The organism is Stenotrophomonas nitritireducens (genome assembly GCF_050984405.1).
GTDB lineage: Bacteria > Pseudomonadota > Gammaproteobacteria > Xanthomonadales > Xanthomonadaceae > Stenotrophomonas > Stenotrophomonas nitritireducens_B.
This window is the reverse complement of the sequence record NZ_CP158790.1, coordinates 3,259,166-3,271,239: the sequence shown is the minus strand read 5'-3', so window position 1 is coordinate 3,271,239 and position 12,074 is coordinate 3,259,166. Positions and strand designations below refer to the sequence as shown.

Here is a 12,074-nt window from a genome sequence, read left to right as displayed (position 1 = left end):
GGAGCGCCCCTCACCCCAACCCCTCTCCCGGCGGGAGAGGGGCTTCAGGTCAGCGCGCGCTGCGCTGTTTCCCTTCTCCCACCGGGAGAAGGTGCCCCGAAGGGGCGGATGAGGGGCGGGACGAAGCCTCACGCAGCCTGCTGCCCGAGCAGCCAGGTTTCCGGATGGATACGTAGCCACGGGCCCTCGCCACGATCAAGCCGGTTTCCGTGCGATGCAGGCGGCTCTGCCCTCGCCCCGACCCCTCTCCCGGCAGGAGAGGGGCTTTTCTCACGCCGGCAGCAGCCCGCGTTCGACCAGCCACTGCCTCGCGTCGTCGGCGTCCTGCTCGAACCACGCCTGTGTCGAGCCGAGTCGGTACGTATAGCCCCATGCATCCATGTCGGCCATCAGCCGCGCGCTGCCGACGCCCGGCAGCTGCCCGGCCAGCACGATCTGCAGGTAGCAGGTGGCGTCTTCCTCGGCCACCGAATCGGTGGCGTCGGTGTGCACCAGTGCGCGCCGCCCGGGTGGCAGCACGATCAGGTGGCAGGCTTCGTGCAGCATCGAGTGCACCGGCGTGTCGGCGCGCACATGGACGTCGCTGGCGATGATGCCGGCTTCGGGTTCGCCCCAGTAGCTGCCGGGGATCTTCTGCCCGTCCTCGACCCGGTTCAGGCGCAGGCCGTGGCGGGCGAGCAGGGCGGCCGCGTCGTCCCAGGCGATATCGCCCACGCACAGGATGGAGGCGGCGGGAGCGGTGGCAGGCGGGATGGACATCGGCAAGGGCATCCGGGGCCAGCGCGTGGCCCCGGGCGTGGAATCAGCTCTGCGGGCCTTCGGGCAGGGCCACGGAAATGTCGAGCACGTCGTGCTCGCCGTCCTTGACCAGGTCGACCTTGACCGCGTCGGCGTCGATGTTGACGTACTTCTTGATCACTTCCAGCAGTTCGCGCTGCAGCAGCGGCAGGTAGTCCGGGCCGCCGCGGGTGCTGCGCTCCTGGGCGATGATGATCTGCAGGCGGTTCTTGGCGGTTTCGGCGGTGCTCTTCTTCGCCTTGAAGATGTCGAAAAGTCCCATCGTCACCCTCCGAACAGCTTGCTGAAGAAGCCCTTCTTCTCCACGGAAGTGAAGCGCATCGGGCGCTCCTCGCCGAGGATGCGGCCGACCGCGTCCTCATAGGCCTGGCCGGCCATGGATTCGGTGTCCAGGATCACCGGCTCGCCCTTGTTGGAGGCGTTGAGCACGTCGCCGGACTCGGGGATCACGCCGATCGCCTTCAGCCCCAGCACTTCCTCGACGTCGCCGATGCTGAGCATCTCGCCGCTTTCCACGCGCGAGGGGCTGTAGCGGGTCAGCAGCAGGAAGGCGGGCACGTTCTTGCCGGCCTCGGCGTTGGCGGTCTTGGAGTCGAGCAGGCCGATGATGCGGTCCGAGTCGCGCACCGAGGACACTTCCGGGTTCACCACCACCACGGCGCGATCGGCGAAGTACATCGCCAGGAAGGCGCCCTTCTCGATGCCGGCCGGCGAGTCGCAGATGATGAAGTCGAAGCCGTCGGCGGCCAGGTCCTTGAGCACCTTCTCCACGCCTTCCTTGTTCAGCGCGTCCTTGTCGCGGGTCTGCGAGGCGGCCAGCACGTACAGGTTGTCGAAGCGCTTGTCCTTGATCAGGGCCTGCTTCAGCGTGGCCTCGCCATGAACGACGTTGACGAAGTCGTACACCACCCGGCGCTCGCAGCCCATGATCAGGTCCAGGTTGCGCAGGCCGACGTCGAAGTCGATGACGGCGACCTTCTTGCCGCGGCGGGCCAGGCCGCACGCGATGCTGGCGCTGGAGGTGGTCTTGCCGACGCCGCCCTTGCCGGAGGTGACTACGATGATTTCAGCCAAAGGATTTCTCCTGAATGTTCCGTGGTGGGCTGCGCGTCAATCCAGCGCAGCGATCATGATCTGGTCCTGTTCCAGCCAGACCTGCACGGCCTTGCCGCGCAGGTTGTCGGGAATATCGTCCAGCACCTTGTATCGTCCCGCAATCGCGACCAGTTCAGCGTGGAAGTCGCGGCAGAAGATGCGGGCGCCGGTATTGCCCTGCGCGCCGGCGAGGGCGCGGCCACGCAGGGTACCGTAGATGTGGATGCTGCCGTCGGCGATCACCTCGGCGCCGGCACCCACCGTTGAGAGTACGGTCAGGTCGCAGTTCTCCGCGTACAGCTGCTGGCCCGAGCGCACCGCGCCCAGCTGCATGCGGCCGGGCTGCGCGGCGGGCGCCGCGGGCGAGGGTGCGGGCGCCGGTTCGGGCGCGCGCGCGCGCCGGGGCGGGGGCCGGCGGCGGTGCCGCGGGCGCGGCCTCGGCGCGCTCGTACTGGGCGCGGAACTTGGCCAGCAGCGGCAGCCCGAGCTGGACGGAGAGCTGTTCCACTTCCGTGGTGCCGTAGGCCAGCGCCACCGGCAGCACGCCGGCATCGCGCAGCCCGTCCAGAAGCGCCTGGGCGCTGGCCTGGTCGGGAACGCGGCTCAGGCCGCCGAAGTCGAGGATGACCGCGGCGCGCCCGAACAGCTTGGGCGCGCGCGCCACGCGCTCGCGCATTTCCTGTACCAGCCGCTCCACGTCGAGGGTGCGGATGCGCAGGTTGGCGATGCCCACCTGCCCGATCTTCAGTTCGCCTGCCTGTTCGTAATCCGGATTCACTGCCATCTCAGGTTCCCGTCGGCCGCTGCTGCATGGGCCGGCGTGTGTGGCCCACCCATGGAACATCGGGCAGGTTGTCGCCATAGGTTTCCTTCACCCACTCGTAGCTGCATAGGTCCTTGAGCAGCATGCTGGCACGCACGTCCACCTCGCCCTGGGCGTTGTGCATCGTGTTCTGCCCGACCTCGCGGAAGCCGAAGCTGCCGTGGAACAGCAGCGCGGCGTCGGCGCCGTGGTCCAGGAACACCTCGCAGGCCATCTGCGGGTAGCGCAGCTCGGCGTAGCTCTGCGCATCGGCGTAGAACGCACGGCCGACGCCGCCGCCGCGACGGCGGCTGGCGACCACGATGCGGTCGATATAGAAGAAGCTGGGGTAACGCTGCTGGAACCAGGCGAAGTTGCAGCTGTCGTGCTCGCTGCTGCTGCCGTAACCCACCAGGAAGCCGGCCATGTTGCCGTCGCGCTCGGCGACGCGGAAATACTCGGCGGTCTCGTAGAAGCGGCGGATCTTGGCGGCATCCAGCGGCAGGATGGCCAGGCCGGCGTTGTTGTTCAGTGCCAGGACGGAATCGAGCTCGTGCTCGCGCACGTCGCGGATGACGATCGACATTGTGACTCCGTGGGTGAAGCGGTCGGCCCCGAGTGGGGGTGGGGGCTGGCCGGCGATTATCGCATGGCCGGCCGGACCCGGCGAGCGCCGGCCGGGCATGACTTCCGTGGGAGGGCGCGAAGCGCCCGGGCTCCTTACCATGCACGCATGTTGGGATACCTCAGCCATACCCGCGTCCTGCGCCTGGCCGGCCTGTTCACCTGGGCCATCGTCAGCCTGCCGCTCATCTACAGCCAGTACGCACTGGACGAGGAGGCCGTGCCCGGGTGGCCGGGCGAGGTGCTGTGGCTGTTCGTGGTCTATGCCGCGTTTGGCGGCTGCTATTTCTGGTTGACCCGCCGGCTCAACAGCGGCGGCCACGCGCACTGGTACGACCGCCTGCTGCTGGTGGTGCTTACCCTGTGCGCGCTGGCGGTCAGTTTCCTCAACGGCTCGGGCCTGGGCAGCATCCTGATGATGGTCGCGGCCGGGGTCATCCCATGGCTGCTGCCGGTGCGCATGGGCGTGCTGTGGCTGCTGCTGAGCCAGCTGACGGTGCTGCCGGTGTACCTGATGCTGGGCTTCTCGATGTTCGAGGCGCTGATGCAGTCGCTGCTGTATGGCGGCTTCTCGATGTTCATCTTCGTGACCAGCCTCGTGGCGCGGCAGCAGACCCAGGCCCGCGAGGAGCAGCGCCGGCTCAACGCCGAGCTGCGCGCCACCCGCCTGCTGCTGGCCGAAAGCGCCCGGGTCAACGAGCGCACGCGCATTTCCCGCGAGCTGCACGACCTGCTCGGCCACCACCTGACCGCGCTGAGCCTGAACCTCGAGGTGGCCGGGCACATCACCGAGGGCCAGGCGCAGGAGCATGTGCGCCAGGCCCATACCCTGGCCAAGCTGCTGCTCACCGACGTGCGCGAGGCGGTCAGCCAGCTGCGCGAGAGCGGGGCGATCGACCTGGCCGCGGCGCTGCGGCCACTGGCCGAGCGCGTGCCCTCGCTCGAGATCCACCTGGACATGGACGACCCGCTGAGCGTGGAAGACCCCGAGCGCGCCCACGTGCTGCTGCGCTGCACCCAGGAAGTGATCACCAACGCGGTGCGCCATGCCGGCGCCCGCAACCTGTGGATCCGGGTCGAGCGCGACCGCGGGCGCATCGTGATCGACGCCCGCGACGATGGCGTCGGCGGCGAGGTCGAGGACATCCTGCCCGGCAACGGGCTGCGCGGCATGCGCGAACGCCTGTCGCAGTATGGCGGCGAACTGGACGTGTCGGCACGGCGCGGCGAAGGCTTCCACCTTCGCGCCTCGCTGCCGGTGGCAACCAATATGATGCTGGCCTCCGGGCCGCAAGGAGTGAACTGATGATCCGCGTCTGTCTGGTCGATGACCAAACCCTGGTACGGCAGGGCATCCGTTCGCTGCTGGCGCTGGACGACGGCATCGAGGTGGTGGCCGAGGCCACCGACGGCCGCCAGGCGGTGGAGATGATCCCGCAGGTGGCGCCGGACGTGGTGCTGATGGACATGCGCATGCCGGTGATGTCCGGCCTGGAGGCGCTGCAGACCCTGTCGCGGCTGGGGCAGCTGCCGCCGGCGATCATCCTCACCACCTTCGACGACGACCAGCTGGTGCTGGCCGGGCTCAAGGCCGGCGCCAAGGGCTACCTGCTCAAGGACGTGACCCTGGAGCAGCTGGTCGGGGCGATCCGCACCGTGGCCGAGGGCGGGTCGCTGGTGCAGCCGGCGGTGACCCAGCGCCTGCTGTCGGGGCTGGAACACATGCGCAACGAGTTCGTCAGCCTCGACCGGCCCGACCCGCTGACCGACCGCGAGACCGAGATCCTGCGGCTGATGGCCAGCGGCTTCTCCAACAAGGAGATCGCCAATTCGCTGGGCGTGGCCGAAGGCACCATCAAGAACCACGTTTCCAACATTCTCAGCAAGCTGGGCGTGCGCGACCGCACCCGGGCGGTGCTCAAGGCCTTCGAGCTGCAGCTGGTATGAAGCCAGGATGCCCGGCCCGCCGCAGCGCGGCGGGCGTTCGCCGGCAGCACGAGGCGGTGCCGCGTGAGCGCTGCCGCCTCACCCTCAGCAAGCTGGGCGTGCGCGACCGCACCCGGGCGGTGCTCAAGGCCTTCGAGCTGCAGCCGGTGTGAACCGGGCGGCGCGCGTGCCATGCCGTACGGTTGCGTCCGGTGCCGGGCGCCGCGGATGGCGATGCCGACATGGCGGAATCTGCTTTCGAATGAATCTCAAGGAACGGCTGGTGTGAAGACCATGTGTGGAGGGAAAATGGGCGCGCCGGGCTCCTTCGCCACCCGGGCCTTCGCGTGACAGCGCGCACGGCAGCCGAGGCAGGAGGTACCCTTTACGGCCTTCGGCCCGCATGCCTGCACCGGACACGGAAACCGGTGCGCCAAATCCGTCAACAACCTGCGCAAAGCCTGATAGGATGGGGGCTTCGCTTCAATCAACCCGGCCGTGGGATCGGCCCCGGAGACTCCTGAATGACCCGTATTATCGAGTTCCTGATCGCCTTGGGGATCGTGGCTGGCCTGTTCGTCATCATTGGCGTGTGCCTCCCGGGCGAGCGCCATATTTCCGAAAGCATCGAAACCAACCGCAAGATGACGATCGTGTATGACACGGTCAACAGCCTGCGCCGCTTCAAGGACTGGAACCCGCTGGTGCTGCGTGACAAGAGCATCGAGCTGAAGTACAGCGGTCCGGACGCCGGCGCGGGCGCCAGCATGGAGTACACCTCCAGGGACCTGGGTTCGGGCAGCTGGAAGATCACCGACAGCGAGCAGAACAAGCGCGTCGTGATCGCCATCGAGGACCAGACCAAGGGCAAGGACAAGGTCACCACCTTCACCCTTGAACCGACCGGCAAGAACGACCGCAACGTCAAGATCACCCAGGACTACTCGGTCAACTACGGCTTCGACCTGTTCGGCCGCTACGCCGGCCTGTACGTCAGCCGCCACATCGGCGACGACCTGAAGCTGGGCCTGTCGCGCCTGGCCAACATGCTGGCCTCGGTGCCGAACGTCGACTACCGCGCACCGGAAGCCCCGCTGACCGACCTGAAGCTGGTGGAAGTGCCGGCCGAGGACCTGCTGGTGGTCAACGCCGGCAACATCGACCGCAGCAACGAGAGCATCCGCAAGTCCATCCAGGACAACCAGGAGTGGATCAAGCGCGCGATGGAAGCCAACGGCCTGGAGGCCGCCGGCCCGGTGCGCATCGTGACCACCGACTTCGGCGCCGAGAAGTACGCCTTCGACGTGGCCCAGCCGGTCCGCAAGAAGAGCGGCGCCGCTGCTGCCGGCGACAAGAAGGAAGGCGAGGCCGACAAGGCCGAGGCCGCTCCGGTCGCCGCCGCCGATGGCAAGCTCGACGTGAAGATCCCGTCCGGCAACCCGGTCACCTACGTGCATGCCGATGCGCACCGCTCGGCGTTCGCGTCCTACACCGGCCACATGGCGGGTCTGGACGTGGCCCGCAACGCGCTGCGCGCCTGGGCGACCACCGCCGGCTACGAGGTGATCGACCGTCCGTACGAATCGTGGAAGGGCGGCGTGGACAAGGCCTTCACCACCGACGGCACCTACGACGTGTACTGGTCGGTCAAGTAACCGGCCCGTCGCGGAAGATGAAGTGATGCACAGAAAACGCGCCGCCTCCAGCGGCGCGTTTTTTGTTGCCTCCCTGCCTGGCGGCAACCGGACGCGCGTCCAGGCAGGCGTAGCGATCAGCGTCCGGGCGATCATGGGCCACGCCGTGGTGGCCGACGAACCGGGGGAAGGATGATGCTGGGAATGGAACGGAGGGTGCGCAAGCCATCGCTGCTGGCGTTCTGCGGGGCGTTGCTGGCCGCGTCCGCGGTGGGGTTGTCGGCCTACGCCTCGCATGCGGTGAACGATCCGCTGGCGCAGTCCCACCTCGACACCGCCGCGCTGTACGCCTTCGGCCATGGTGCCGTGCTGGCGGTGCTCGGCCCGGCCTCGTTGAACGCGGCCGGACGCACCGCGCTGTACGTCCTGCTGCTGGGCGTGCTGCTGTTCTCCGGCAGCGTGGCCGGCGGCGCGCTGGGGCTGTGGCCGACGCGCCTGGCGCCGGCCGGCGGCACCGCGCTGATGGCCGGCTGGGTGCTGCTGGCGCTCAGCGCGCTGAAACGGTAGCCGCGATGCCCCGGCATGCGCGCGGTTTCGATGTGGAGCAGGCGCTGGCGCACCTGCAGCGCCGCGACCGGCGCCTGGCGGGCTGGATCCGCCGCGTCGGCCCGCTGGAAGCGCCGCCGGGATGGCGGCGTCCGTTCGACCCGGTCGACGCGCTGGCGCGCGCCATTTTGTTCCAGCAGCTCAGCGGCAAGGCCGCCTCGACCATCGTCGGGCGGGTGGAGGCGGCCATCGGCAGCCCGCGCCTGCACGCCGACACGCTGGCCCGCATCGACGACGCCGGCCTGCGCGCCTGCGGCGTGTCGGGCAACAAGGCGCTGGCGCTGCGCGACCTGGCGCGGCGCGAGCTGGCCGGCGAAATTCCCTCGACCCGGCAGATGGCGTGGATGCATCACGACGCCATCGTCGAAGCGCTGGTGCCGATCCGCGGCATCGGCCGCTGGACGGTGGAGATGATGCTGATGTTCCGGCTCGGCCGGCCGGACATCCTGCCGGTGGACGACCTGGGCATCCGCAAGGGCGCGCAGCGGGTGGACGGGAGCGACACGATGCCCACGCCGCGCGAGCTGCAGGCGCGCGGCGAACGCTGGGGCCCGTACCGCACCTGGGCCAGCCTGTACCTGTGGCGGATCGCCGACCTGGCCGATGCCGGCGGCGCGAAGACCAACCGGTCGCAGGATTGAGCGTCAGCCCGGATACGGGCAGTGGACCGAGGGCAGCAAGGCCAGCGCGACGAGGGTCGCCAGCCCGATCAGCAGCGCCGGCAACAGCCAGCGGAGCACCCGCCAGTCCACGGCGAGGGTGACGGCCAGCATGACCAGCAGCAGACCGCCCAGGGCAATCAGGGCGAAGACGAACAGGTAGCCGCCGCCACAGCCCATGAGCCCGGAGAGCGATTGGACGCTGACGCCCGCGAGCAGGGCGGCGATGCCCGCGGTGATGATCGCCAGCACCCGCGCGGCGAGCCGCCGCGGGTTTCCGGTCGATGGCATCGAGACCCCGCTCACCGCGCGGCGCCGCCGAAGCACCAGTGCCACGGCTCGTAGACGATGCCGTGCGGGTTGTCGCGCGGGTAGCTCATGCGGAAGCCGAAATCGCCGGCGTTGGCCTGCAGCCAGGCGAAGGCGGGCGTGCGCTCGAAAGATTCTTCCGCCGGCGGCTCGCCCGGCGTGCCGATGTCCAGCGCGTTGCCGCCGTGGTGCTCGCTGTAGCCGGGCGCCGCATTGACGGTGAGGATCTGGGCCACGCCCAGGCCGCGCGCGAGTTTGCGTTCGAAAATGCCCAGCTGGTAGTCGTGGCTGCGGTAGCCGGAGATCGCGTGCAGGGCGATGCCGTCGGCCGCGGCGGCGCCATGCAGGCGCTGCCAGGCGCGCGCGGCGCCGCGGGTCAGCCACAGGGCGCGGCGGTAACGGTCCAGGCCGGCCAGATGCAGGCAGGACGGTTCGGCCACCAGCACCAGGCCGCTGCGGTCGGCATAACTTTCGTCCAGGCCGAGGCAGTGCAGGCGTTCGTTCAGGCGCTCCAGCGGCAGCGGCGTTTCCGCTGGCGCGCCGCGCCGCAGCAGGGGATCTTCGAGACGCTGCAGTGCCTCGTCGATCCCCGGCTCGCGGGCCAGGCGTTCGACCATCGGCATCAATCCCTCCGGCAGCACCGCCGCCAGATAACGCCCGTCGCGCTTGCGCCGCAGCACCGTGCGCGCGCGGGAGAGCAGGCGCGCATCGTGGCTGCCGCGCGCGCGCAGCAGGCCGGCGGGCCACAGTTCGATGTCGGGGGTATTGAGCAGCAGGCGTGGAGCGGGGCGCATGGGGCTAGCTTGGGCTATCGATGCGGGGCTGTCGAATGCCGGGAGAGGAAGGAAGGCGCTGCCGTGGAGGCGGGACTTGTTGGCATGGCATCCAGCGTCCGTGTCAGACCTGTCCGGCATTGCGCGGAATCGCATGCGGGGCAGGCCCTGCCTCTACGCGGTGGAGTCGCCGGCCCGTTGCTCCAGCGCGTCGAGCAGGGCGCGGGGATGCTCCGGCGAAAGCAGCACCAGCGCGCCGTCGCGCAGCGGCAACGCCAGCACGCGGCTGTTGTCGGTGACCAGGCAGAACGCCTTGCCGCCGTCGCGCATGCGGAAGTGGCCGGAGCGGAAGCCCGGCAGGGCGTAGCCGTTGGTCTTGATCGCCGGTTTCAGTTCGCGGTGTTCGGCCAGGTCGACGATGCGCGCCCGTTCCAGCCGCATCGCGCTGACGGCCACGGTCCTGGTATAGAACGTGGAGCGGACGACCAGGCCGCCGGCGCCGAGCGTGATGCGCCGGCGCAGGTAGGCCAGGCTCACCACTACGCCGGTCAGTGCCACCAGCCCCGGACTCAGCCAGGCGCGAGGGCTCGCCAGATCGGCCATGCCCTTGTCGCCGGGCATCAGGGCCAGCGGCAGCACGATCGCCGCCGCCAGGATTGCCCACAGGACCAGCATCGGCATGCCGGTCGGCGGGGCGACCGGGTAATCCTTCGGTGCGTGTGTCCCGGACGGCATTGCGCGGGTTCCTCCGGGAAACGTCATGGCGCGCCGGCTCCCGGCAAAGGCGCCAGCACGTGCAGCACGATGTCGGCGCTGAAATGGGCGAGCATCGCCATCTCCAGCCCGCGCCGCCAGTACAGCCAGCCGCAGACGCAGCCGACCAGCGCGTTGAGGACGATGGTGCGCAGCACGACGATGGCATCCAGTCCCCACAGCTGGGCGGCGGCGGGCAGGTGGCCGACGCCGAACAGCACGGCGGCCAGCACGATGGCCACGTGGAAGGCCGCGTTTCCCGGCAGGCGCCGGCGCAGGCGGGCGACCACCCACAGCATCAGCGTCATCAGGAACAGCCGCAGCTGCAGCTCTTCGGCGATGCCGCCGTAGAACGAGGCCAGCAGCCCGTTGAAGGCGGACATGCCGGCGGCCGTGGCCTGTGGCGGGTTGATCATCGTGGGCAGCCACGGGTCGATCCACTGCGCGCACAGCAGCACCACCGCGCCCGAGGCGCTGCCCAGCAGGATCGCCTGCAGCGGCGCAGGGCGCTGCGCGCTGTCCTGTCCGCCGCCGAGCCAGCGCCGCAGCAGCGGCGCGCCCAGGCCGAGCCGGTGGCCCATGCGCAGGCCCAGCAGCGACAGCGCGCCGAGCAGCACGAAGGCCTGCAGCGACTGCACGGTCACCAGCAACGGCAGCGGCAGCGGAATGCGCGCCAGCTTCTCCGGCATGAGCTGCAGCAGGTAGGGGAACAGGCCGGCGGTGGCCAGCGCGGCGGCCAATGCGAGCACGCCGGCGATCTTCAGGTCGATCTTCCACGCCGGCGCGGCCACGGCGGAATTCACCGCTGCGCCTCCACCCAGCGGGCGATGTCGTCGATCAGCGTGGCATCGACGTGGCCGGGCTTCCGGTACTCGTCCAGCGTGCCGGGGCCTTCGCCGGCGATGCCGAGGTGGTTGAGCGCGGGATAGAGATGGAAGCGGTAGCGTGGGCCCTGCAGGCCCTGCTTCCAGCGCTGCCAGTCGGCGTCGATCACCTGGAAGTCGCGGCCGCCGTGCAGCAGCAGCACCGGCAACCCGCTGTCGCGCGCGTCGGCGACGGGATCGACCTGCTCCAGCTGCTGCCAGTAGCGGCCCGGAAGCTCCAGCAGTTTCGCCCCGTGATCGCGGCGCACGTTGGCGATGGCCGCGTCGAGCGCATCCAGGTGCGTCTGTTCCGCGGCGCTGATGCTGCCATCGAGATTGGCCAGGTAGCGGTTCTGCTCGCCGAGCAGGTCGAGGATCGGCCGCGCGGGCGCGGCCAGCAGGATCAACCCGGCGACCTTGCCCTGGCTGTTGTCGGCGATGCGGCCGGCGAGCATGCCGCCCTGGCTGTGGCCGAGCACGTAGATGCGGTCGCGGTCGCTGGCGGCGTTGCTGGCCAGCGCCGCGACGGCGGCGACGGCATCGTCGGTCGTTTCGTCGTCGATGCCGAACGCGCCCTGGAAATCCTGCGGCCGCCCCCGGGTGCGCTTGTCGTAGCGCAGCGTGGCGATGCCGTGCGCGGCCAGGCCGCGCGCGATGTCCAGGAACGGGCGGTTGGCGCCGATGCTCTCGTCGCGGTCCTGCGGACCCGAGCCGTGCACCAGCACCACGGCCGGGAACGGCGCCCTGGTCCGCGGCAGGACCAGCGTGCCCGGCAGCCCCGGCTTGCCCGACGCGGTGGCGGGCAGGGTGATGCCCTGCTCGATGAAGGGTGCGTCGGTGAGCGCCGGCGGGGGCGGTGGCGGCGCCGGCTGCACCAGGAAGCCGGCGATGCGGTCGTCCTTGTCCAGCACCACGCGCGCCAGCACGCTGGCGGCGGCGTATTCCAGCGGGATGACGACGATGCGGAAACCGTCGGCTTCGCTGGTCGTGGCCTCGCCGCGCCTGCCCGCCGCACCCAGCTGCGCGGGCAGCGATTCCCACACGGTCTTGAGCTTCTCGGCGGGCACCGCGGCCTTCATCTGCGGCGAGAACGTGGCTTCGGCGGCGGCGTACTGGCCGGCGTCGAGCTGGTCGAGCAGGCGCGTGGCCAGGGCGACGGGAGAATCGGCGGCCGATGCGGTGGCCGAGATCGCGAGTGCGACGCCGGCGATCCATGCCTGCAGGCGCCGCAC

Annotated in this window: 15 protein-coding genes and 1 pseudogene; 6 read left to right on the top strand and 10 right to left on the bottom strand. The window is 69.9% G+C overall.

What is annotated here, in order from left to right; all coding sequences use genetic code 11:
• Positions 1-270 precede the first annotated feature (270 nt).
• The 5 genes and pseudogenes from ABTV91_RS14625 to ABTV91_RS14605 form a co-directional block, all read right to left on the bottom strand.
• Positions 271-759, bottom strand: a complete 489-nt coding sequence (locus ABTV91_RS14625; RefSeq protein WP_433852072.1) for a hypothetical protein — start codon at positions 757-759, stop codon at positions 271-273.
• A gap of 43 nt (positions 760-802) precedes the next feature.
• Positions 803-1,060, bottom strand: a complete 258-nt coding sequence (gene minE / locus ABTV91_RS14620) for a cell division topological specificity factor MinE (protein ID WP_055764330.1) — start codon at positions 1,058-1,060, stop codon at positions 803-805.
• A gap of 2 nt (positions 1,061-1,062) precedes the next feature.
• Entirely contained in the window at positions 1,063-1,872 is an 810-nt protein-coding gene (gene minD / locus ABTV91_RS14615; RefSeq protein WP_433852071.1) for a septum site-determining protein MinD, read from the bottom strand.
• 36 nt (positions 1,873-1,908) lie between these two features.
• Positions 1,909-2,677: pseudogene (minC, locus tag ABTV91_RS14610) on the bottom strand (septum site-determining protein MinC).
• A gap of 1 nt (position 2,678) precedes the next feature.
• The gene (locus ABTV91_RS14605) at positions 2,679-3,281 is read right to left on the bottom strand and encodes a GNAT family N-acetyltransferase (protein WP_433852070.1); all 603 of its coding nucleotides are present in this window, start codon (positions 3,279-3,281) and stop codon (positions 2,679-2,681) included.
• Positions 3,282-3,428: 147 nt separating this feature from the next.
• Here ABTV91_RS14605 and ABTV91_RS14600 point away from each other — a divergent pair, with 147 nt between their 5' ends.
• The 6 genes from ABTV91_RS14600 to ABTV91_RS14575 all read left to right on the top strand — a co-directional run bounded on the left by ABTV91_RS14600 (position 3,429) and on the right by ABTV91_RS14575 (position 8,126).
• On the top strand, positions 3,429-4,625 hold the full coding sequence (locus ABTV91_RS14600; RefSeq protein ID WP_433852069.1) for a sensor histidine kinase: 1,197 nt from the start codon (positions 3,429-3,431) through the stop codon (positions 4,623-4,625).
• On the top strand, positions 4,625-5,266 hold the full coding sequence (locus tag ABTV91_RS14595) for a response regulator (RefSeq protein ID WP_054666964.1): 642 nt from the start codon (positions 4,625-4,627) through the stop codon (positions 5,264-5,266). Before ABTV91_RS14600 ends, ABTV91_RS14595 begins: the two co-directional genes overlap by 1 nt.
• Positions 5,263-5,418: a transcriptional regulator gene (locus ABTV91_RS14590; RefSeq protein ID WP_433852068.1), complete on the top strand. Its 156-nt coding sequence runs from the start codon at positions 5,263-5,265 to the stop codon at positions 5,416-5,418. The genes ABTV91_RS14595 and ABTV91_RS14590 overlap by 4 nt, the downstream gene beginning before the upstream one ends.
• A gap of 351 nt (positions 5,419-5,769) precedes the next feature.
• The gene (locus tag ABTV91_RS14585) at positions 5,770-6,900 is read left to right on the top strand and encodes an SRPBCC family protein (protein ID WP_433852067.1); all 1,131 of its coding nucleotides are present in this window, start codon (positions 5,770-5,772) and stop codon (positions 6,898-6,900) included.
• Positions 6,901-7,074: 174 nt separating this feature from the next.
• A complete protein-coding gene (locus ABTV91_RS14580) occupies positions 7,075-7,446 on the top strand; it encodes a DUF423 domain-containing protein (RefSeq protein ID WP_433854195.1) in 372 nt (123 codons plus the stop codon).
• 5 nt (positions 7,447-7,451) lie between these two features.
• A complete protein-coding gene (locus tag ABTV91_RS14575) occupies positions 7,452-8,126 on the top strand; it encodes a DNA-3-methyladenine glycosylase family protein (RefSeq protein WP_433852066.1) in 675 nt (224 codons plus the stop codon).
• Positions 8,127-8,129: 3 nt separating this feature from the next.
• On the opposite strand, the gene ABTV91_RS14570 is transcribed toward ABTV91_RS14575, so the two are convergent.
• From ABTV91_RS14570 to ABTV91_RS14550, 5 genes are all read right to left on the bottom strand, one after another.
• The gene (locus ABTV91_RS14570; RefSeq protein WP_433852065.1) at positions 8,130-8,450 is read right to left on the bottom strand and encodes a hypothetical protein; all 321 of its coding nucleotides are present in this window, start codon (positions 8,448-8,450) and stop codon (positions 8,130-8,132) included.
• A complete protein-coding gene (locus ABTV91_RS14565; protein WP_433852064.1) occupies positions 8,447-9,247 on the bottom strand; it encodes a M15 family metallopeptidase in 801 nt (266 codons plus the stop codon). Before ABTV91_RS14565 ends, ABTV91_RS14570 begins: the two co-directional genes overlap by 4 nt.
• Positions 9,248-9,400: 153 nt before the next feature.
• The gene (locus ABTV91_RS14560; protein ID WP_433852063.1) at positions 9,401-9,961 is read right to left on the bottom strand and encodes a PH domain-containing protein; all 561 of its coding nucleotides are present in this window, start codon (positions 9,959-9,961) and stop codon (positions 9,401-9,403) included.
• 23 nt (positions 9,962-9,984) lie between these two features.
• Positions 9,985-10,782 carry a CPBP family intramembrane glutamic endopeptidase gene (locus tag ABTV91_RS14555; RefSeq protein ID WP_433852062.1) on the bottom strand — a complete coding sequence of 266 codons (798 nt, stop codon included), beginning with the start codon at positions 10,780-10,782 and terminating at the stop codon, positions 9,985-9,987.
• Entirely contained in the window at positions 10,779-12,074 is a 1,296-nt protein-coding gene (locus tag ABTV91_RS14550; protein WP_433852061.1) for an alpha/beta hydrolase, read from the bottom strand. The genes ABTV91_RS14555 and ABTV91_RS14550 overlap by 4 nt, the downstream gene beginning before the upstream one ends.

Bases quoted from the DNA above. Each gene is read 5' to 3' on its own strand.
- ABTV91_RS14625 (WP_433852072.1), bottom strand. From the start codon at position 759: ATGTCCATCCCGCCTGCCACCGCTCCCGCCGCCTCCATCCTGTGCGTG.
- minE (WP_055764330.1), bottom strand. From the start codon at position 1,060: ATGGGACTTTTCGACATCTTCAAGGCGAAGAAGAGCACCGCCGAAACC.
- ABTV91_RS14605 (WP_433852070.1), bottom strand. From the start codon at position 3,281: ATGTCGATCGTCATCCGCGACGTGCGCGAGCACGAGCTCGATTCCGTC.
- ABTV91_RS14600 (WP_433852069.1), top strand. From the start codon at position 3,429: ATGTTGGGATACCTCAGCCATACCCGCGTCCTGCGCCTGGCCGGCCTG.
- ABTV91_RS14595 (WP_054666964.1), top strand. From the start codon at position 4,625: ATGATCCGCGTCTGTCTGGTCGATGACCAAACCCTGGTACGGCAGGGC.
- ABTV91_RS14590 (WP_433852068.1), top strand. From the start codon at position 5,263: ATGAAGCCAGGATGCCCGGCCCGCCGCAGCGCGGCGGGCGTTCGCCGG.
- ABTV91_RS14585 (WP_433852067.1), top strand. From the start codon at position 5,770: ATGACCCGTATTATCGAGTTCCTGATCGCCTTGGGGATCGTGGCTGGC.
- ABTV91_RS14580 (WP_433854195.1), top strand. From the start codon at position 7,075: ATGCTGGGAATGGAACGGAGGGTGCGCAAGCCATCGCTGCTGGCGTTC.
- ABTV91_RS14575 (WP_433852066.1), top strand. From the start codon at position 7,452: ATGCCCCGGCATGCGCGCGGTTTCGATGTGGAGCAGGCGCTGGCGCAC.
- ABTV91_RS14565 (WP_433852064.1), bottom strand. From the start codon at position 9,247: ATGCGCCCCGCTCCACGCCTGCTGCTCAATACCCCCGACATCGAACTG.
- ABTV91_RS14560 (WP_433852063.1), bottom strand. From the start codon at position 9,961: ATGCCGTCCGGGACACACGCACCGAAGGATTACCCGGTCGCCCCGCCG.